Origin of the sequence: Sphingomonas jinjuensis (genome assembly GCF_014197105.1) — a bacterium.
GTDB lineage: Bacteria > Pseudomonadota > Alphaproteobacteria > Sphingomonadales > Sphingomonadaceae > Sphingomonas > Sphingomonas jinjuensis.
This window is the reverse complement of the sequence record NZ_JACIEV010000001.1, coordinates 198421-217195: the sequence shown is the minus strand read 5'-3', so window position 1 is coordinate 217195 and position 18775 is coordinate 198421. Positions and strand designations below refer to the sequence as shown.

General features: G+C 67.7%; 19 protein-coding genes and 1 tRNA gene. 17 read left to right on the top strand and 3 right to left on the bottom strand.

The window, feature by feature from the left end; genetic code table 11:
• Positions 1-18 precede the first annotated feature (18 nt).
• The 9 genes from GGQ80_RS00960 to GGQ80_RS00920 all read left to right on the top strand — a co-directional run bounded on the left by GGQ80_RS00960 (position 19) and on the right by GGQ80_RS00920 (position 8054).
• Positions 19-771: a flagellar basal body rod protein FlgF gene (locus tag GGQ80_RS00960; RefSeq protein WP_183981852.1), complete on the top strand. Its 753-nt coding sequence runs from the start codon at positions 19-21 to the stop codon at positions 769-771.
• Between the two features lie 56 nt (positions 772-827).
• On the top strand, positions 828-1616 hold the full coding sequence (gene flgG / locus GGQ80_RS00955; protein ID WP_183981851.1) for a flagellar basal-body rod protein FlgG: 789 nt from the start codon (positions 828-830) through the stop codon (positions 1614-1616).
• Positions 1613-2290 (top strand): flagellar basal body L-ring protein FlgH, encoded by a 678-nt coding sequence (locus GGQ80_RS00950; RefSeq protein ID WP_183981849.1) that lies wholly within the window; start codon positions 1613-1615, stop codon positions 2288-2290. Before flgG ends, GGQ80_RS00950 begins: the two co-directional genes overlap by 4 nt.
• A 148-nt stretch (positions 2291-2438) precedes the next feature.
• Positions 2439-3539 carry a flagellar basal body P-ring protein FlgI gene (locus GGQ80_RS00945; RefSeq protein ID WP_246346770.1) on the top strand — a complete coding sequence of 367 codons (1101 nt, stop codon included), beginning with the start codon at positions 2439-2441 and terminating at the stop codon, positions 3537-3539.
• Positions 3536-3847, top strand: coding sequence for a rod-binding protein (locus GGQ80_RS00940; RefSeq protein WP_343050728.1), 312 nt, complete (start codon positions 3536-3538; stop codon positions 3845-3847). Before GGQ80_RS00945 ends, GGQ80_RS00940 begins: the two co-directional genes overlap by 4 nt.
• A 9-nt stretch (positions 3848-3856) precedes the next feature.
• Positions 3857-5215 carry a flagellar hook-associated protein FlgK gene (gene flgK, locus GGQ80_RS00935; protein ID WP_183981847.1) on the top strand — a complete coding sequence of 453 codons (1359 nt, stop codon included), beginning with the start codon at positions 3857-3859 and terminating at the stop codon, positions 5213-5215.
• Positions 5216-5220: 5 nt separating this feature from the next.
• Positions 5221-6120, top strand: a complete 900-nt coding sequence (locus GGQ80_RS00930) for a flagellin N-terminal helical domain-containing protein (protein WP_183982423.1) — start codon at positions 5221-5223, stop codon at positions 6118-6120.
• 107 nt (positions 6121-6227) lie between these two features.
• The gene (motA, locus tag GGQ80_RS00925) at positions 6228-7091 is read left to right on the top strand and encodes a flagellar motor stator protein MotA (protein ID WP_183981845.1); all 864 of its coding nucleotides are present in this window, start codon (positions 6228-6230) and stop codon (positions 7089-7091) included.
• A 57-nt stretch (positions 7092-7148) separates the two neighbouring features.
• Positions 7149-8054: a flagellar motor protein MotB gene (locus tag GGQ80_RS00920; RefSeq protein ID WP_183981843.1), complete on the top strand. Its 906-nt coding sequence runs from the start codon at positions 7149-7151 to the stop codon at positions 8052-8054.
• Between the two features lie 213 nt (positions 8055-8267).
• Here the strand turns inward: GGQ80_RS00920 and GGQ80_RS00915 are convergent, their stop codons facing one another.
• Positions 8268-8747 carry a Ros/MucR family transcriptional regulator gene (locus GGQ80_RS00915; protein ID WP_425505994.1) on the bottom strand — a complete coding sequence of 160 codons (480 nt, stop codon included), beginning with the start codon at positions 8745-8747 and terminating at the stop codon, positions 8268-8270.
• Positions 8748-8927: 180 nt separating this feature from the next.
• On the opposite strand from GGQ80_RS00915, the gene GGQ80_RS00910 reads away from it, so the two are divergent.
• The 6 genes from GGQ80_RS00910 to GGQ80_RS00885 all read left to right on the top strand — a co-directional run bounded on the left by GGQ80_RS00910 (position 8928) and on the right by GGQ80_RS00885 (position 16220).
• Entirely contained in the window at positions 8928-9131 is a 204-nt protein-coding gene (locus GGQ80_RS00910) for a hypothetical protein (RefSeq protein ID WP_183981841.1), read from the top strand.
• Between the two features lie 89 nt (positions 9132-9220).
• Positions 9221-10561: a TolC family protein gene (locus tag GGQ80_RS00905; protein WP_246346809.1), complete on the top strand. Its 1341-nt coding sequence runs from the start codon at positions 9221-9223 to the stop codon at positions 10559-10561.
• Positions 10558-11676, top strand: a complete 1119-nt coding sequence (locus tag GGQ80_RS00900; protein ID WP_183981838.1) for an efflux RND transporter periplasmic adaptor subunit — start codon at positions 10558-10560, stop codon at positions 11674-11676. The genes GGQ80_RS00905 and GGQ80_RS00900 overlap by 4 nt, the downstream gene beginning before the upstream one ends.
• A 4-nt stretch (positions 11677-11680) precedes the next feature.
• Positions 11681-14785, top strand: coding sequence for an efflux RND transporter permease subunit (locus GGQ80_RS00895; RefSeq protein ID WP_183981836.1), 3105 nt, complete (start codon positions 11681-11683; stop codon positions 14783-14785).
• Positions 14786-14844: 59 nt separating this feature from the next.
• On the top strand, positions 14845-15393 hold the full coding sequence (locus GGQ80_RS00890; RefSeq protein ID WP_183981835.1) for a pseudouridine synthase: 549 nt from the start codon (positions 14845-14847) through the stop codon (positions 15391-15393).
• Positions 15390-16220: a 23S rRNA (adenine(2030)-N(6))-methyltransferase RlmJ gene (locus GGQ80_RS00885; RefSeq protein WP_183981833.1), complete on the top strand. Its 831-nt coding sequence runs from the start codon at positions 15390-15392 to the stop codon at positions 16218-16220. The genes GGQ80_RS00890 and GGQ80_RS00885 overlap by 4 nt, the downstream gene beginning before the upstream one ends.
• A gap of 78 nt (positions 16221-16298) precedes the next feature.
• Here GGQ80_RS00885 and GGQ80_RS00880 read toward each other — a convergent pair whose 3' ends face one another.
• The gene (locus GGQ80_RS00880; protein WP_246346769.1) at positions 16299-16529 is read right to left on the bottom strand and encodes a hypothetical protein; all 231 of its coding nucleotides are present in this window, start codon (positions 16527-16529) and stop codon (positions 16299-16301) included.
• A gap of 278 nt (positions 16530-16807) precedes the next feature.
• A tRNA-Leu gene (locus tag GGQ80_RS00875) sits at positions 16808-16894 on the bottom strand.
• Between the two features lie 98 nt (positions 16895-16992).
• Here GGQ80_RS00875 and GGQ80_RS00870 point away from each other — a divergent pair.
• Both GGQ80_RS00870 and GGQ80_RS00865 read left to right on the top strand, forming a co-directional pair.
• A complete protein-coding gene (locus GGQ80_RS00870; RefSeq protein WP_183981831.1) occupies positions 16993-17937 on the top strand; it encodes a complex I NDUFA9 subunit family protein in 945 nt (314 codons plus the stop codon).
• 9 nt (positions 17938-17946) lie between these two features.
• A complete protein-coding gene (locus GGQ80_RS00865) occupies positions 17947-18741 on the top strand; it encodes an undecaprenyl-diphosphate phosphatase (RefSeq protein WP_183981829.1) in 795 nt (264 codons plus the stop codon).
• The last annotated feature ends 34 nt before the right edge of the window (positions 18742-18775 follow it).

Sequence of the window (18775 nt, the reverse complement as noted above, 5' to 3'; positions counted from 1 at the left end):
GCGGGCGAGGGCCTTTAGATGGACAAGCTGGTCTATACCGCGGCGACGGGGATGCGGGCGCACATGGCGTCGCAGGCCGCGATCGCCAACAACATGGCCAACGCCTCGACGATCGGCTTTCGCGCCGACCGCACGGTGTTCGATCGCATCGACCTGAAGGGCGACGGCACCCAGTTCGAGACGCGTCGGCCGACCAGCGAAGAGGTGATCGACGCCGACCGCCGTGTCGGCACGGTCCAGCAGACCGGCCGCCCGCTCGACATCGCGATCAACGGCAACGACGACTGGCTCGCGGTGCAGGCCGGCGACGGGGCCGAGGCGTACACCCGGCGCGGCGACCTGATGGTCGCCCCGTCGGGCGTGCTCCAGACCGGCGACGGCTTCATCGTCCAGGGCGGATCGGGGCCGATCACCATTCCGCCCTACGACAGCCTGTCGATCGCCGCCGACGGCACCATCTCGATCGTGCCCAAGGGCGGCGATCCGAAGGCGCCGCAACAGGTCGATAAGATGAAGCTGGTCTCGACCAAGGGCAGCACCACGCTGAAGGGCATGGACAATCTGCTCCGCGTGCGCGGCGGCGGCACGCTGCCCGACAATATGGACGCGCGCGTCACCGCGGGTGCGGTCGAGGGCTCGAACGTCAACATCACCGAAACGCTGGTCGACATGATCGAGAACCAGCGCAGCTACGAGGTGCAGGCGAACCTGCTCAAATCGGCCAAGGATATGGACGAGGGCGGCACGTCGCTGATGCGGATGCCGAGCTGATGCGCGCCGTCTCCCTCCCCTCCTCCCCCATCACCCCCACCCAAGGACACTAGGACATGCCGACAGCAGCGATGCACATCGCGCGCACCGGGCTCGATGCCCAGGACATGCGCATGCGGGTGATCTCGAACAACCTGGCCAACGTCAACACGACCGGCTTCAAGCGCGACCGCGCCGCGTTCGAGACGCTGGCGTATCAGACCGTCACCGCGCCGGGCGCCGCTTCGTCGTCGGAAAGCAAATACGCGACCGGGCTGAACCTGGGCACCGGCGTCAAGATCCAGGGCACCGCGCGGATCGACACGCAAGGGTCGATGCAGACCACGGGCAACAGCCTCGACCTTGCGATGGATGGCGACGGCTATTTCCAGGTGCAGATGCCGGGCGGACAGCTCGGCTATACCCGCGCCGGTAATTTCTCGCGCTCGCCCGAGGGGCTGATGATCACGAGCGAGGGCTATCAGGTGATGCCCGGCATCACCGTGCCGGAGGGGACGACCAACATCACGATCGGCACCGACGGTACCGTCTCGGCCACCGTGCCGGGATCGACCAGCGCGCAGCAGATCGGCCAGATCCAGGTCGCGAGCTTTCCCAATGCCGCCGGGCTTCAGGCGGGCGGCGACAATTACCTGTTGGAAAGCGCGGCGAGCGGCGCGGCGAACCTCGGCGTGCCGGGGCAGGACGGCCGCGGCAATATCCGCCAGGGCATGCTGGAATCGTCGAACGTCAACGTCGTCGAGGAGCTGGTCGACATGATCGAGACCCAGCGCGCCTATGAGGTCAATTCGAAGATGATCTCGGCGACCGACGAGATGCTGAAGAACGTGAACCAGCAGCTGTGACGCGCACGTTCATCCTCCTCTTCGGCGCGGGCGCGCTGCTCGCATCCCCGGCGCACGCCGGGCTGTTCGGCAAGAAGAAGCAGCCCACCGAGACGTGGACTGCGGCGCGCCCGCTGCCGCCGAGCGCGCCGCCGCCCGCCAACGGCGCGATCTTCCAGGTCAACGAAGGCTATGGCGCGCTGTACGAGGGCTGGCGCGCGCGGCGCGTCGGTGACCCGCTGACGATCGTGCTGGTCGAGCGGACCGCGGCGTCCAAGTCGGCCTCGTCGAAGCTCGACTCGAGCGGCGGCGCCAGCATCACCCCGCCCGCCACCGGCCCGCTAGCGCTGTTTACCAAGCCCGAGGCGACGCTGTCGGGCGACCGCAACTTCGGCGGCAAGGGATCGGCCGACCAGGCCAACTCGCTGTCGGGCGAAGTGTCGGTGACGGTGGCCGAGGTCTATCCCAACGGCACCATGCTGGTGCAGGGGCAGAAGCGGCTGACGCTCAATCGCGGCGACGAATTCGTCCGCATCAAGGGCATCGTCCGCATCGCCGACGTCGACCGCGACAATCGCGTCGCCTCGACCCGGGTCGCCGATGCGCAGATCGCCTATACCGGCAAGGGCGACGTCGCCCGCGCCAGCCGCCAGGGCTGGCTCGGCCGGTTCTTCTCGGTGGTGAGCCCGTTCTGACCATGGGCTGCGCACCCGCCTCCGTTGTGCTGAGCTTGTCGAAGCACCTACCCGATACACGCCCTTCGACAAGCTCAGGGCGAACGGGGTGGAGGGTGTCGCGCGTGGTTATCACCTCCTTAACCATATCCCCAGCAAGGTCGCGCGCATGAATATCGTCCGCACGCTCATGCTCGCCCTCCTCGCGCTGGTCGCGGCGACCCCGGCCACGGCCGACCGGGTCAAGGACCTGGGCGGCTTCCAGGGCATCCGCAGCAACCAGCTGACCGGCTATGGCGTCGTCGTCGGCCTGCCCGGCACGGGCGACGACAATCTCGAATATACCGTCCAGAGCCTGAAGGCGGTGGCGAGCCGGTTCGGGCTCCAGCTGCCGCCTCAGGCCAATCCGGGGATGAAGAACGCCGCGGTGGTGATGATCACCGCCGACCTGCCGCCCTTCGCCAAGCCCGGGCAGAAGCTCGACATCACCGTCGCCTCGATGGGCAAGGCCAAGAGCTTGCGCGGCGGGTCGCTGATCCTGACGCCGCTGCTCGGCGCCGACGGCCAGATCTATGCGATGGCGCAGGGCAACCTGGCGGTCGGCGGGTTGGGCGCGGAAGGCGCGGACGGATCGAAGATCGTCGTCAACATCCCGTCGAGCGGCCGCATCCCCGAGGGCGCGACGGTCGAGCGTGCCGTCGTCACCGGATTCGACACCGCCCCCGCGCTGACGTTCAACCTGCAACGCGCCGACTTCACCACCGCGCAGAACGTCGCCGCCGCGATCAACAAGCGGCTCGGCGGCGGGGTGGCGCAGGCGGTCGACGCGGTGTCGGTCAGCGTGCGCGCGCCGCAGGGCGCCGACGTCCGCGCGACGCTGATGAGCGAGATCGAGAACCTCGACGTCGTCGCCGCGGAGCCGCCGGCAAAAGTAATTGTAAATGCTCGCACCGGAACGGTCGTTATCAATTCTGCGGTTCGGGTGGGTCCGGCCGCGGTGACGCACGGCAAGCTGACCGTGCGCATCGACGAGAAACCCCAGGTGAGCCAGCCGGCTCCCCTGAGCCAGGGCCAGACCGCGGTGGTGCCCAACAGCACCGTCGCCGTCGACGAGGAGCGCCGACCGATGTTCCTGCTCAATCCCGGCCCCAAGCTGGCCGACATCGTCAAGGCGGTGAATGCCATTGGCGCGTCGCCGGCCGATCTCGTCGCGATCCTCGAAGCGTTGAAGGAAGCGGGCGCGCTGAAGGCGGAGTTGATCGTCCTGTGACCCAGTCGATCGGCATCACCGGCGCCACCGGGGTCAACACCGGCCTCGCCCGCGGCGAGACGCGCGCCAACCTGGAAAAGGCGGGCAAGCAGTTCGAGGCGATCTTCACCGGCATGATGCTGAAGAGCGCACGCCAGGCGAAGCTCGCCGATCCGCTGTTCGATTCGAAGGCGATCGATACCTTCACCGAAATGCAGGACGGCCAGGTCGCCAAGGCGATGGCCGAACACGCTCCGCTGGGCATCGGCAAGGCGATGACCGACTTCCTGGCGAAATCGCAATCCGATCTTAACCCCCCGGCCGGATAAGGGCCGGTCATGAGCGACCTCCTGTCGATCGGCGCCTCGGGCGTCCGCGCATATCAGACCGCCTTGTCGGTCGTCGGCGAGAACATCGCCAACGTCGGCGTGGCCGGATACACGCGCCGCGTCACCCAGCTGTCGGAAGTGTCGGCGGGGGTCGGGCTGGTCGAGCGCCAGGGGGCGGGCAACGGCGTCGTGATGGCCGGAGTGGTCCGCGCGGGCGATGCCTATGCGACCCAGAACCTGCGCAACGCGAGCACCGATCTGGCTAGGACCGAAACCGGTGCGACCTGGCTGCAGCGGATCGAGCAGGGGCTGACCGGCAACGAGCTGTCGACGCGGCTGACCGGATTCTTCACCAGCGCCACCGCGCTCGCCGCCGAGCCGACGTCGTCCGCGCTGCGCACCGGCATGATCAGCGCCACCCAGTCCGCCGCGATCGCGTTCAAGGCGACCGGCGACTCGTTCGACCAGATGGCCGCCAACCTCGATGAATCGGCGCAGCTGTCGGTACGCACGCTCAATTCGCTCGCCGCCTCGCTCGTCAAGGTCAACGACGGCCTCGGCCGCACCCTGCCCAATACCGCCGCGACCGCGCAGCTGGCCGACCAGCGCGACCAGATTCTGGAACAGATGAGCGCGATCGCCGACGTCGGCGTGTCGACCGACGCGCTCGGCCGCGCCACCGTCAGCATCGGCGGCGCAGGTGGCCCAGCGATCGTCAAGGGCGAGAACCAGGGCGTGGTGAGCTATTCGCGCACTGGCGGCAATGCCGTCTTCACCGTCACCACCGCGGGCAGCATGGCACCCGACGTCGTATCCGTGAACGGCGGCGTGCTGGCCGGCGTCGGCGAAGCGGCAGAGCGGATCGCCGGCGCCCGCAGCGAGCTGAACACGCTCGCCACCGCCTTCGTCGCCGACGTCAACGCCGTCCAGGTTGCGGGCAAGGATCTGGACAACGCCGACGGCACCGAGTTGCTCGATGCGCCGGCCACCAACCCGACCGACATGACGCTGCTGTTCACCGAAGGCAGCAAGATCGCAGCGGCCAAACCGACGGCGACCAAGCCGTTCAGCGTGCGCGACGGCAGCAACCTCGCTGACCTCGCCACGGCACGCGTCAACGGCGGTTACGAGGCGAAGCTGACCGCGCTGATCAACGGCAACGCCACCGCCTACAAGCAGAAGAGCGTCATCGCCGACGCGCAGACGGCGATCCGCAACGGCGCGTCGACCGCGCTGACCAGCGCGGCGGGCGTCAACATCGATAGCGAGGCGCTCGACCTGATGCGCTTCCAGCAAGCCTATCAGGCGTCGAGCCGCGTCATCCAGGCGGCGCGCGACACCTTCCAATCGATCCTGGAGATCAGGTGACCGCCATGCAGGTGTCGACCAGCGCCTTTTATTCGGACACGGCGAAGCGGATGGGGGCGATGAACGCGCGCGCTCAGACGCTGCAGACCGAAATCGCGACGGGCAAGAAGATTCAGAATCCGTCCGACGCCCCCGGCGTGTCACAGCAGCTTGCCGAGATCGCGCGCAAGGACGCGGACTCGCAGGCCTATACCGCGAACATGAAGACCGCCGGCTCGCTGCTTGACCAGACCGACAGCGTCATCGGCCAGATCGCGACCGCCATGACTCGCGCCAAGGAGCTGGCGACCTCGGCCGCCACCGGCACGCTCAATGCGGTGGATCGCAAGATCATCGGTACTGAGCTGCGCTCGGTCCTCGATTCGATCGTCACCATGGCGAACGTCAACAACATCCGCGGCGAGCCGCTGTTCGGCACCGCCGGCACCACCCAGTCGGTGGTCGAGCAGACCGACGGCACCTTCCTCTATGCCGACACCAACGTGTCGCCGGTGCCGATCGCCGATGGCCAGGACGTGCAGTCCACCGAGACTGCGGCGCGATTATTCCAGCTGCCAGATGGCACCGACGTACTTGCGACGCTGTCGGCGCTAGCCAAGGCGCTGCAGGCGCCCGACGACACGACGCAGAGCACCGCCAACGCGGCGCTCGACACGCTGCAGTCCGGGCTGAACCAGCTTGGCGACGTGCAGTCGTCGGTGGGTGCGCGCGGAGCTCGCGTCGAGCTTCAGCAAAGCCTTCTCCAGACCGCCGACACCGATCGTGCCGAACTGCGGTCGCAGCTCGAGGATACCGACATCACGTCGGCGGTGGTCGAGCTGCAGCAGATGCTGACCGCGCTCCAGGCGACCCAGGCCAGCTTCTCGAAGCTCGCCCAGCTGTCGCTGTTCGACTATATTCGCTGACGATCGCATTTCGCGCCGTCGTGGTAACGGGTTGGCGACGAAATCAGGTTAATCGGGGAATCATGACGCCGGCTCGCCCGGCACGTGATGTCCGGGATTAGCATTCCATGTTTCCAGCGATCGGTCTCGTCGTCCTCTTCGGCATGGTGTTCGGCGGTTTCGCCATCACCGGCGGTGCGCTCGGCCCGGTGTTCGAGGCGATCCCGCACGAGATGCTCATCATCGGCGGCGCCGCCGCCGGCGCGCTCATCATCGGCAACTCCGGCAAGGAGCTGAAGGCGATGGGCGGTGGCCTGGCCAAGGTGTTCAAGGGCCCGGTCTACAAGAAGCAGGACTATCTCGACGTCATCTTCCTCGTCAGCAAGCTGATGAAGATGCTGCGCATGGAAGGCCCGATCGCGCTCGAGCCGCACGTCGAGGATCCCAAGTCGTCGGCGGTGTTCGCCGAATATCCCAAGCTTCTGAAGGACCATACTTTGGTCGACCTGATCGCGGACACGCTGCGCCTGGTCGTCGTGTCGTCGGGCACGCTCGACGTCCATGCGGTCGAAGAGGTGATGGATCATTCGATCAAGAGCCACCATCACGAGGTGGAGGGGCCGCACACGACGCTGATCAGCCTCGCCGATTCGCTTCCCGCGCTCGGCATCGTCGCGGCGGTGCTCGGCATCGTGAAGACGATGGGCTCGATCGACAAGCCGCCGTCGGTGCTCGGCGGGATGATCGGCTCGGCGCTGGTCGGCACCTTCATGGGCGTGTTGCTGGCGTACGGTGTCGTCAATCCGCTCGCCGGCCGGCTGAAGCAGGTGATCGACGCCGACGGCGCCATCTATCACGTCGTCAAGCAGATCATCATCGCCTCGCTCCACGGCCATCCGCAGCCTCTGGTCATCGAGGCGGCCCGCTCGGGCATCGCGCACAAGAACCAGCCCGGCTTCGCCGAGGTCTTCGACGGACTGCGCGGCAAGTGATGAAGGATATCGGACAGGCTCGGGTGCTGACCCGCGCGACGCAGGGAGGCCGTTGACATGGCCCGCGCGCCGCACGGCAAGAACGAGCCGCCCAAGATCATCATTGTCAAGAAGATCATCGCCGATGGCCATGGCGGCCACCACGGCGGTGCGTGGAAGGTGGCGTATGCCGACTTCGTGACGGCGATGATGGCGTTCTTCCTGCTGCTCTGGCTGCTCGGCGCGACGACCGAGAAGCAGCGCAAGGGCCTGGCCGACTATTTCGCACCGACGTTGCTCGACAGCCGCAAGCTCGGCATCGGTGGCTCGGGGCCGCTCGGCGGCGAGTCGATCATGAGCAACAACAAGACGGGGCCGAAGGCGGCCGCGTCGGTCATCGCCTCGATCGGTATTCCCAGCACAAAACAGCAGAACGGCGAAAAGTCGGGCATGGGCGAGAAGGGCTCGCTGCGCAGCGTCGCGCTCGCCAACGAGGACAAGAAGAATTTCGAGGCGATGCGCAAACGCATCATGCAGGAGATCGCGGCGTCGAAGGAAATCGCCAAGCTGGCGACGCACATCCGCTTCGTGCCGACCCAGGACGGCCTGCGCATCGACTTGGTCGACAACGCCGATTATTCGATGTTCGCGCTCGGCACGACGGTGTTGCAGCCCGATGCCTCGACGCTGATCGGTTTGATCGCGCAATCGGTGCAGTCGCTGCCCAACACGATCATGATCCGCGGCCACACCGACAGTCTGCCCTATGGCGATCCGCGGGCGATGAACAACTGGATGCTGGCATCGGGCCGCGCCGAGGCGACCCGGCGCAGGCTGGCGGCGGGCGGCCTGCCCGAGGCGCGGTTCGAACGGATCGAAGGCGTCGCCGATCGCGAGCCGATGATCGTCGACAACCCCGCCGATCCGCGCAACCGCCGCGTCGCGATAACGCTGCTTTACCAGAAGGGCGTGTTCGGGACGTAGGTTCTCGCGCGCTGCCCTTCGAGCATCCGTCATCCTGAACTCGGTTCAGGATCTCGTGCCGCCTGCACCGTCGCTCAGAGATGCTGAGCCGAGTGCTGAATGACGAAGATGGAGGACGAAAAAAGCCCTGGCCTCGGGGGAAGGCCAGGGCTTCTTCAATTCAACGACGCGTCGCGGTCGAACGGGGTAGCCCGGCCGCGACGCCTCATGGCCTTATTCGGCGTCGGCCGCACCCTTGCGGCCGCCACGCGGCGCCGCCTTGCGGGCGCCGGGCTTGCGGCCGAGGCCGATCTTCTTCGCCATCGCGCGACGGCTTTCCGAATAATTCTCCGCGACCATCGGATAGTCGGCCTTCAGGCCATAGCGCTCGCGATATTCGACGGGGCTGAGGCCGTGGGTCGCGAGGTGGCGACGCAAGGTCTTGTAGGGCTTCCCGTCGATCATCGACAGGATATGATCCTTCGATGCCAGCGACTTACGTACCGAAATCGCGGGGGTGTACTCGGCGGCCGGCGCCGCTTCGGTGGCGGTGTCGCTGGCGCCAAGCAGCGCGCGGACGGTGTCGTGCATCTTGCCCAGGAAGGCCGGAACCTCGTCCGCCGAGGTGCGAGTGTTGGGGTTGCCCAGCCAAGCAATCGTCAACTCGGTTGCGAGCTCTACGGCTCCTTGATCTGCATTATCTTCAGTCATCATCGGCTCCATTGTGATGGCCGGTCTTGGTTAGCTGCGCTTGTCGACGGGTCAAGTAGAGATTCGATATCTTGGCGGATAAAGGCCGAAAAGGGTCCCTACATTTGAAAACATCGGATTTATCGGGACCGCGATGCCCCGATCTGGGCAACTTATCGATCCGCGTTTCGTAGCGGATAGCGGGTGAAAGATCGTAAAGGGCCATCTGCAACTGATGATGTTTCCTTGACGTTCCCGGTCGCCGCCGATGTCCGCAAGCATGCTGAAAACGCAATTTTTCAATCCCTGCGGTCAAGCCGGCGCGATGACGGTCGCGGCCAAGACATCGCCGGCGGCGGACCGGGGCGGGTTGATCTGTCGCCCGAAGCCAACGTGAACAATGCATGACATGCAGATGTGAAACAGGAATATTGAATAGGCATTTCGCCTGCGGCAGAGGCGCGAGCGTTGGCGACAGGGGATTTCATGTGACAGTCATGCTGTCGGGTCGTGGCTGCGACCGCATGCTGCTGCTGTTGGCGGTCGGCATCGTGCTGATGCCCGCGGCGACATCGGCGCAGGAGCGCGCCCGGCCGCCGGCCCCGGCGGCCGGGATGCTCGCCGGCGCGCCGGTGGTGGATGGGCAGGCAATTGTTCCGATCACCCTGGAGTCGGCGCTCGATGCCGCCGATCGCGCCAATATCGACGTCATCACCGCGCGGCTGGCGGTGCGCACCGCGCGCGCCAATCTGCGCAGCGCCGATACCGCGCCCAATCCGGTGCTCAGCCTCAACGCGGTTCAGCTGCGGCCCGGCACCGTCGGCACGCTGCCGGTGCAGCAGCTGTCCGACAACGTCGTGCGCGTCGATCTGCCGCTGGAACGGGGCGGCAAGCGGCGCGCGCGGGTCGGCGCGGCCCAGGCGGGGATCGACGCGGCCGAGGGCGACCTGGGCGATGCGCGCCGCCAGATGCGCGTTGCGGTGTCGAACGCCTATTTCACGCTGAAGGCTGCCGAGCAGCGGCTCAGCGCGCTGACCGCCATCGCTTCCGCTTACGATCAGGCGATCGGCATCGCGCGCAAGCAGCAACGCGCCGGCGCGCTCTCGGAGGGCGATCTCGTCCGCCAGCAGGTGGAGGGGCTGCGCGCCCGCACCGACGCCAGCCAGGCGATCACCGACCGCCAGGATGCGCAGCTCGCGCTGGCCTCACTGATCGGGCAGGAAGCGAATGCCGCGGCGCTGGCGACGACCGGTGACTGGCCCACCTCCTATGCATCGTCACCGCTCGCGGCATCGGCGCTGGCGGCGCGACGTCCCGACGTGCTCGCCGCCAATGCGCGCGTTCAGGCGGCGCGGCGCAATCTCGACGGCGCGCACGCGCTGCGTCATCCCGACATCACCGTCGGCGCGCAGTTCGAAAGCGCCCCGCGCGAGCTCGGCGTCGGCGACAGCGTCGGTTTCGGCGTGTCGATCCCGTTGCCGCTGCGCAATCGCTACAACGGCGAGGTCGATGCCGCCGGCGTCGCGCTGATCCAGGCCGAGGCGCAGGCGCGCCGGGCACTGGCGGTGGCGACGGCGGAAATCGAGACCGCCCGGCGCGTCGCCGCCGAGGCTGCCGCACGCCGCCAGCTGGTCGAGGGCACGCAGCTGCCCGCCGCCCGCCGCGCCGCCGATATCGCCAACTTCGCCTATGGCCGCGGCGCGATGACGCTGCTCGAAGTCCTCGACGCGCGGCGCTCGCTTCAGGCGGTCGAACTCAGCGCGATCGACGCGCGCACCGCGGAAGCGCAGGCGATCGCCCGCCTCCGCTCGGTCGAAACCACGGGAAACAACGAATGATCGATCGGCTTTCCTCCTCGCTCGGCCCCGCGGTCCTCGCGCTGGCGCTCGCCACCACCGCCTGCGGCAAGGAAGAGGCGCCGCCCCCGGCCGCGCCGACGACGTCGCGCGACGTCATCGCCTTTCCCGCCGGATCGCCCGAACTCGATTCGGTGAAGATCATCACGGCGCGGGTCGGCGCGCTGCCGATCTCTGCCGATCTCAACGCCCGGCTCGCGGTCGACGAGACGATCACCAGCCGCGTCGGCGCGCCGGTCGCGGGGCGGGTGACGCAAGTGCTCGCCGACATCGGCCAGCCGGTCCGCCGCGGCCAGCCGCTGGCGGCGATCGACGCCCCCGATGTCGGCGAGGCGCAGGCCGATACGCTGAAGGCGGCGGCCGACAACCAGCTGAAGCAGCGCGCGCTCGATCGCTCCCGCTCGCTGTTCCAGGGCGGCGCCGCGGCCCGCCGCGACGTCGAGCAGGCGCAGGCCGATGCCCAGGCATCGTCGGCGGAGCTCCAGCGCGCACGCCTTCGCCTGAACAATCTCGGCGGCGCGCGCGGCGACAATCTGACGCTGTCGAGCTCGGTGTCGGGCTATGTCATCGATCGCCAGATCAATCCGGGGCAGCAGGTGACGGCCGGGCAGGGCCCGCTGTTCACCGTCACCGATCCCAGGAAGCTGTGGCTGTTCGTCGACGTTCCCGAAACCTCGATATCGCGCGCGCGCGTCGGCGAGGCGATCGAGTTCGAGGTGCCGGCCTGGCCCGGCCGCACCTTCCGCGGCACCATCTCGCAGGTCGGCCTGGCGGTCGATCCCGGCACCCGCCGCATCCAGCTGCGCGCGACCGTCGCCAACGGCGACCTCGCGCTCAAGCCCGAGATGTTCGCTAAGGCGCGCTTCGTCACCGCCGACGGCCGCCGCGCGATCGCGGTGCCCAATGCCGCGCTCTTCGAGCAGGGCATGCAGACCTATGTCTTCCGCGTCGATGCCCCCGGCCGCTTCCACCGCGTGCCCGTGACCGTCGGCGAGCGCGGCGATGCGATGTCGTACATCACCGGCGGCCTGAAGGACGGCGATCGCATCGTCGGCGAAGGCGCGCTGCTCCTCAACGCGCAGCTGGCCGGAGCCTGACGCGATGCTCGAACGGCTGGGCGCCTTCGGCGTCAAGAACCGCATCTTCGTTATCATCATGGCGGTGGTGCTGGTGATCGTCGGGGTGAAGGCGGTCGGCGAGCTGCCGATCGAGGCCTTCCCCGACGTCCAGGACGTCCAGGTGGTCGTCATCACCCAGCAGCCGGGTCAGGCGCCGGAAGAGATCGAGCGCGCGGTATCGCTGCCGGTCGAGCGTGCGCTGGCGGGCACGCCCGGCGTCACCGACATCCGCTCGGTCTCGATCACCGGCCTGTCGGTGGTGACGCTGATCTTCGCCGACGGCACCGACGATTATTTCGCCCGCTCGCAGGTGCTGGAAAAGCTGCGCGATGCGGACCTGCCACCGGGCGTCACGCCCAGCCTGGCGCCGCTGTCGACCGCGGTGGGCGAGGTCTATCGCTACGTCATCGAAAAGCCGGCGGACATGCCGCTGTACGAGGCGCGCGCGATCCAGGACTTCGTCGTCCGCCCTGCGATCCGCATGGTGCCCGGCGTCGCCGACGTCACCAGCTTCGGCGGCAGCATCAAGCAATATCAGATCCTGGTCCGCCCCGACCTGCTCAAGCGCTACGGCGTCACCCTCGCCGATGTGCAGACCGCGGTCGGCAACGCCAATTCCAACGTCGGCGGCGGCACCATCCCACGCGGAGACGAGGTCGTCGTGGTGCGCGGCATCGGCCTGTACGGCGGGATCCAGGACGTCGCGAACACGCTGGTCAAGGCGAAGGACGGCAACACCGTCCGCATCGGCGACCTGGGCGAGGTGAAGATCGGCACCCCCGAACGCGGCGGCATGGTCGCGATCGACCACGAGGACGACGTCAGCGAAGGCATCGTCACCATGGTCAAGCGCCAGAACGCGGCTGTGGTGGTGAAGGGCGTTCGCGAGACGGTCGACCGCCTCAACGCGCAGTTCAAGCTCGACGCTGCGCGCTCGGGCCGCCAGCCGGTGCAGATCCGCCCGACCTACCAGCGGACCAAGCTGCTCGACCGTACCGTCGAGACGGTGGGAGAGAACCTCGTCGTCGGCGCCAGCCTGGTCACCGCGCTGCTGCTGATCTTCCTGCGCAACTGGCGCGCGGCGCTGGCGGTGGCGGCGATCATCCCGCTGTCGCTGCTCGCCGCCTTTGCCGGGCTCGACCAGGTGCGCGTGCCCGCCAACCTCATCTCGATGGGCGCGGTCGACTTCGGCATCATCATCGACAGCGCGGTGGTGCTGGTCGAGGCGCTGATGGTCGCGTTGGCGGTCGAGGCGGCGCGCCACGGCGGCGTCCAGCCCGACCGGTTCCGGCGGCGCCAGATCCTGTCGAACACCGTCACCAACCTGTCGAAGCCGATCCTGTTCTCGAAGGCGATCATCATCACCGCCTTCGTGCCGATCTTCACCTTCCAGCGGGTCGAGGGGAAGATGTTCTCACCGGTCGCGCTGACGCTGTCGTTCGCGATCGGCGCGGCGCTGCTCCTGACGCTGACGTTCCTGCCCGCGGTGCTGAGCTTCCTCGTCGACCGCTACGACATGGCGGAAAAGCACATCGCGTGGATGGACAAGCTTCGCGACGGCTATCGCCACATCCTCGCCAAGACCCACGGCCGCGCCAAGGCGGTGTTCGCGGTGTCGATCGGCGCGCTGCTGCTCGCCGGCGTCATGGTGCCGCGGCTGGGGTCGGAATTCCTGCCCAAGCTCGACGAAGGCAATATCTGGCTGACGATCCAGCTTGCGCCGTCGGCCTCGATCGACACCACCCGCCGCGTCGAGGCGAAGGTGCGCAGCATCATGCTGTCCTATCCCGAGGTGCATCAGGTCAGTTCCGAAACTGGCCGCCCCGATGACGGCACCGATCCCAAGGGGCCGTCGAGCCTGCAGATGCTGATCGACCTGAAGCCACGCGGCGAGTGGCGGTCGCAATTCCCGACCAAGGCGGCGCTGGAAGACGACATGCGCAAGCGCATCGCGGTGATGCCCGGCGTACCGACCAACTTCAGCCAGGCGATCGAGGACAGCGTCGAGGAAAGCCTGTCGGGCGTGAAGGGCGAGATTTCGGTCAAGATCTACGGCGACGACCTGTCGGTGCTCGAAGAGCTGGCCGACGCCACCGCGCGGACCATCGCCGCCGTGCCCGGCGCCTCCGACGTCGCCGCGATCAAGTCCGGCGGCCAGACCGAGCTGCGCGCGGTGCTCGATCGCGCTGCGATGGCGCGCTACGGCCTCAATCCCGGCGACGCCAACAACGCCATCGCGACCGCCTTCGGCGGCGCGACGGTGGGGACGGCCTATGAGGGCGACCGCAACTTCGACATCGTCGTCCGCTTCGCCCCCGACCAGCGCAACGCGGTCGACGACCTCGCCCAGTTGCAGATCCCGTTGCCCGCGGGCGGCACCATCTCGCTCGGCGAGATCGCGCAGATCGACGTGCGCGTCGGCGCCTCGCGCATCAGTCGCGAGGACGGCGGCCGCAACGCCGCGGTCAAGGCCAACGTCGACGGCCGCGACCAGGGCAGCTTCGTCGCCGAGGCGCAGAAGGCGGTGGCCGAGAAGGTTAAGCTGCCGCCCGGCTATCGCATGACCTGGGGCGGGCAGTTCGAAAACCAGCAGCGCGCGATGCGCCGGCTGGAGGTGATCGTCCCCATCGTGCTGCTCGGCATCTTCGTCCTGCTGTTCGCGGCGTTCCGCTCGGTACGCTCGGCGGGGCTGGTGCTAGCGATGGTGCCCTTCACCATGGTCGGCGGCGTCGCCGCACTGGCGCTGGCGGGGCTGCACATGTCGGTGTCGGCCGCGGTCGGCTTCATCGCGGTCGCGGGCATTTCGGTGCAGAACGGCGTCGTGATGCTCGAACATATTACCGAACGCTTCCGCAACGGCGACGATTTCGAGATCGCGGTGACCGAGGGCGCGGTCGATCGCCTGCGCCCGGTGCTGATGACCGCGCTGATGGCGGGGCTCGGCCTGCTGCCCGCGGCGCTGTCGACCGGCATCGGTTCTGAAACCCAGCGCCCCTTCGCCTGCGTCATCGTTGGCGGCATCGTGTCGGCGACGGTGTTCATGCTGGTCCTGCTCCCCCTGTCTCTCCGCCGCCTGCGGCCGGAGTAGCGGGGCGGGAGCGGCATCCGTCGCGAGACATCGCCGCAGCCCCGCGATATCAGCCCGGCATGGCTCGACTGCTGCTGTTCAACAAACCCTATGGGGTGCTGTCGCAATTCACCGATCGCGGCTCGCCGACCGTCCGCGCGACCTTGTCGGATTTCATCGACGTGAAGGGCGTCTATCCCGCCGGGCGGCTCGATCGCGATAGCGAGGGGCTGTTGCTGCTCTGCGACGACGGGCGGTTGCAGGCGCGCATCGCCGATCCGCGCTTCAAGATGGCCAAGACCTATCTGGTGCAGGTCGAAGGCGACCCGCAAGAGCCCGAGCTGAACCGCCTGCGCCGTGGCGTCGGCCTCAACGACGGCATGACCCTGCCCGCCGATGTCGAGCGCATCGACGCGCCCGACCTGTGGCATCGCGATCCGCCGATCCGCCAGCGCCAGTCGATCCCCGACAACTGGCTGAGAATCACGATCCGCGAAGGGCGCAACCGGCAGGTGCGCCGGATGACGGCCGCGGTCGGCTTGCCGACGCTCAGGCTGGTCCGCTGGTCGGTCGGCGACTGGTCGGTCGCGGGGATCGCGCCGGGGCAGTTCAGGGAAGTCGCCGCATGAACTATCGCCACTCCTTTCATGCCGGCAACAGCGCCGACGTCGTGAAGCACAGCCTGCTTATCGTCCTCGTCCGCGCGCTTCAGCAAAAGCCCAGCGCGTTGACGCTGATCGACACCCATGCGGGTTGCGGGATCTATGACCTGGGCGGCGATCAGGCCTTGCGCACGGGCGAGGCCGCGCAGGGCGTGTCGCGGGCCTTCGCCGACGCGAACCCCCTGCTCGACGACTATCGCGCCGCCGTCCGCGCAGTGAACGTCGCGGACGAGCCGCGCCTCTATCCCGGCTCGCCGCGCTTCCTGGCGCAGCTGCTGCGCCCGCAGGACGTGCTGATCCTCAACGAGAAACATCCGGAGGATGCCAGCGCCCTGCGCGCCGCGATGCGCGGGACGCCAGCGGCCGTTCACGAACGCGACGCCTATGAGCTATGGCTGGCGCTGCTGCCGACGCGAACGCCGCGCGGCGTGGTGGTGGTCGATCCGCCCTATGAGCAGACCGACGAACGCGCCCGCATCACCGCCACCCTCGCCGCAGCCAATCGCAAATGGGCGCATGGCGTGACGGCGATCTGGTACCCGTTGAAGGACCGCGCGACGCACCAGCGCTGGAAGAGCGACCTGCGCGGGCTCGGCATTCCCAAGATCCTGTCGGTGGAGCATTGGCTGTACGACGCCGACCGGCCCGGCATCTACAACGGCGCGGGCCTGTTTTTCGTCAACCCGCCGTACGCCTTCACCCAGGCACTGCCGCCGCTGCTCGACGCGCTCCGCACCGCCCTGGCGCCGGAGGGGCATCGGGGGACGATCACGGCGGAGTGGTTGGCCACCTAGCAAGCGCTGGGGGATGCACCGTCAATCGCCGGTAATCTGGCCCTCATCGTCCGGCTGCTTCGCCCGGACGCGCCCGCTTCAGACGTTCCTCAACACGTCCTCCATCTCGAACAGCAGCGCACGCCCTTCGTCGGTCTTGCCGTTCGTATCGTCCTGATCGGCCGCGAACAGCGCCTTGGCCCGCGCCGCCAGGTCCATGAGCGCGGCAAAGCGCTCCTCGCCCAGCTTTTTCGCGGACGACAGCGAAGCCTTCGGTAAGCGTGCGGAACTCGCTGTCGATGTTCCGATCGGGGAAGTGGCCCAGATCATCCACGAACGTTAGTGCCCACAAAATCATTGAACCCAGCAGGTCGTTGATCTCGCTAAGCGATGCGGGGATGTAGGGCTTGGAGTTGAAATAGGGGTTCGGGCCGCTCATCGCTTCGTCTCCGGACGAGCATCGTGGTCCAATATCCCGATGACGCCGCTGTCCCTCGCCCATCGCGGCGGCAACATCCGACAAACGCGAAGCTTGAGCAACCCGCGGCCCGTTCGGTGAACGGCCCAAAAAGCCGCGTCATCCGCAACGCCATGCGCCTGCGGGGAAATGGTGCCCAGAAGAGGACTCGAACCTCCACGACCTTGCGATCGCCAGCACCTGAAGCTGGTGCGTCTACCAATTCCGCCATCTGGGCACGGGGTAGGCCGGCGCCTCTAGGGGACGGGAGCAATGCTTGTCAACGGGGCGTTTGCTCGGCAAGGGCGGCATATTGCAGCGCGAAGAGGACGACCGATGAAGGACAAGCTTGTGACGGTGTTCGGCGGTGGCGGCTTCGTCGGTCGCTACGTCGTCCAATCGCTGCTGGCGACGGGCGCGCGCGTCCGCGTCGCCGAGCGCGATCCGCGCAAGGCCTGGTTCCTGAAGCCGCTCGGCGGGCTCGGCCAGATGCAGTTCGTCGCCGCCGACACGACGCGGCCCGATACCGTGGCGCCCGCGGTCGCGCATGCCGATTACGTCGTCAATCTCGTCAGCGTGTTCGGCAAGGCAATGGCCGCAACCAACGTGCGCGGTGCGGCCAACGTCGCCGAGGCGGCGGCACGCGCCGGGGTTGAGGGCCTGGTCCATGTCTCGGCGATCGGGGCCGATGCCAATGGCGATGCTATCTATGCCGCCAGCAAGGGCCAGGGCGAGGAGAAGGTGCGCGACGCGTTCCCGGCTGCGACGATCGTCCGCCCCTCCGTGGTGTTCGGCCGCGAGGACCAGTTCGTCAATCGCTTCGCCGCGATGATCGAGAAGTCGCCGATCGTCCCCGTGCTGCGCGCGCCGGTGAAGTTCCAACCGGTGTTCGCGGGCGACGTCGGTGAGGCGATCGCGCGTGCGCTGTTCGACGAGGATGCGCGCGGCAAGACCTATGAACTGGGCGGCCCCGACGTCATCTCGATGGGCCAGCTGATCCGCTGGATCGCCGAGACGACCAACCGCAAGCCGTCGATCGTCGAGCTGCCCGACGCCGCCGGCGCGCTCATCGCGCGGATCCCGGGCGGGCCGATCGACGTCGACCAGTGGAAGATGCTCCAGCACGACAATATCGTCGCCCCTGGCGCGCTGGGCCTTGCCGATCTCGGCATTGAGCCGACCCCGCTCGCCAGCGTTGCGCCGGAATGGCTGGTCCGCTTCCGCAAGGCAGGGCGGTTCGCGCGCCGGCCGGAAGAGCTGATCGCCGAAAACGCACGCTAAGGACATTTCATGGACCTCCTGACCGCCATTCTCCTCGGCATCGTCGAGGGGGTCACCGAATTCCTGCCCGTCTCGTCGACCGGCCACCTGATCCTCGCCGGCAGCCTGCTCGGCGTGCAGGACAAGGGCACCGCGACGTTCGACATCGTGATCCAGTTGGGCGCGATCCTGGCGGTGGTAGTGCTGTATTGGCAGCGTTTCTGGAGTGTTGCGAAGGGCCTGGCCGGCGGCCAGGCGCGCTCCATCGCCTTCGTCCGCAACATCGCGCTTGGCTTCCTGCCGTCGGCGGTGGTCGGCCTGATCGTCTACAAGGCGGTGAAACGGCTGCTCGAAAGCCCGACGACGGTGGCGGTGGCGCTGATCGTCGGCGGCATCGCGATCCTCGCCATCGAGCGGATGGTGAAGCGCGTGCGCGTCGAATCGGTCGAAACGATGCCCGCAACCACCGCGCTCGTCATCGGCATCGTCCAGTGCCTGTCGATGATCCCGGGCGTCAGCCGCTCGGGTGCGACGATCATGGGCGCGCTGACGCTGGGCGTCGATCGCCAGGCGGCGGCCGAGTTCAGCTTCTTCCTGGCCGTGCCGACGATGCTCGCCGCATCGGGATACGACCTCTACAAGACCGGCGCCGCGCTGGGCGAGGGCGATTGGCTGGCGATCGCGGTCGGCTTCGTCGTGTCGTTCCTCGTCGCGATCGCGGTCATTCGCTGGTTCGTCGCGGTCATCAGCCGCCACGGGTTCGCGCCTTTCGCCTGGTATCGCATCGTCGTCGGCGCGGTTGCCCTGATCGCGTTGCACCACTAGGTCCGTTTCGTACTGTTTATCGGCACAGGGTTGC

What these genes read in the sequence shown, in the direction of transcription:
- GGQ80_RS00870 (WP_183981831.1), top strand. Translation starts at nt 16,993, where the DNA reads ATGAAGGACAAGCTTGTGACGGTGTTCGGCGGTGGCGGCTTCGTCGGT.
- GGQ80_RS00900 (WP_183981838.1), top strand. Translation starts at nt 10,558, where the DNA reads ATGATCGATCGGCTTTCCTCCTCGCTCGGCCCCGCGGTCCTCGCGCTG.
- GGQ80_RS00885 (WP_183981833.1), top strand. Translation starts at nt 15,390, where the DNA reads ATGAACTATCGCCACTCCTTTCATGCCGGCAACAGCGCCGACGTCGTG.
- GGQ80_RS00905 (WP_246346809.1), top strand. Translation starts at nt 9,221, where the DNA reads ATGCTGTCGGGTCGTGGCTGCGACCGCATGCTGCTGCTGTTGGCGGTC.
- GGQ80_RS00960 (WP_183981852.1), top strand. Translation starts at nt 19, where the DNA reads ATGGACAAGCTGGTCTATACCGCGGCGACGGGGATGCGGGCGCACATG.
- GGQ80_RS00895 (WP_183981836.1), top strand. Translation starts at nt 11,681, where the DNA reads ATGCTCGAACGGCTGGGCGCCTTCGGCGTCAAGAACCGCATCTTCGTT.
- flgK (WP_183981847.1), top strand. Translation starts at nt 3,857, where the DNA reads ATGAGCGACCTCCTGTCGATCGGCGCCTCGGGCGTCCGCGCATATCAG.
- GGQ80_RS00920 (WP_183981843.1), top strand. Translation starts at nt 7,149, where the DNA reads ATGGCCCGCGCGCCGCACGGCAAGAACGAGCCGCCCAAGATCATCATT.
- motA (WP_183981845.1), top strand. Translation starts at nt 6,228, where the DNA reads ATGTTTCCAGCGATCGGTCTCGTCGTCCTCTTCGGCATGGTGTTCGGC.
- GGQ80_RS00930 (WP_183982423.1), top strand. Translation starts at nt 5,221, where the DNA reads ATGCAGGTGTCGACCAGCGCCTTTTATTCGGACACGGCGAAGCGGATG.
- flgG (WP_183981851.1), top strand. Translation starts at nt 828, where the DNA reads ATGCCGACAGCAGCGATGCACATCGCGCGCACCGGGCTCGATGCCCAG.
- GGQ80_RS00915 (WP_425505994.1), bottom strand. Translation starts at nt 8,747, where the DNA reads ATGATGACTGAAGATAATGCAGATCAAGGAGCCGTAGAGCTCGCAACC.
- GGQ80_RS00880 (WP_246346769.1), bottom strand. Translation starts at nt 16,529, where the DNA reads ATGATCTGGGCCACTTCCCCGATCGGAACATCGACAGCGAGTTCCGCA.
- GGQ80_RS00865 (WP_183981829.1), top strand. Translation starts at nt 17,947, where the DNA reads ATGGACCTCCTGACCGCCATTCTCCTCGGCATCGTCGAGGGGGTCACC.
- GGQ80_RS00945 (WP_246346770.1), top strand. Translation starts at nt 2,439, where the DNA reads ATGAATATCGTCCGCACGCTCATGCTCGCCCTCCTCGCGCTGGTCGCG.
- GGQ80_RS00890 (WP_183981835.1), top strand. Translation starts at nt 14,845, where the DNA reads ATGGCTCGACTGCTGCTGTTCAACAAACCCTATGGGGTGCTGTCGCAA.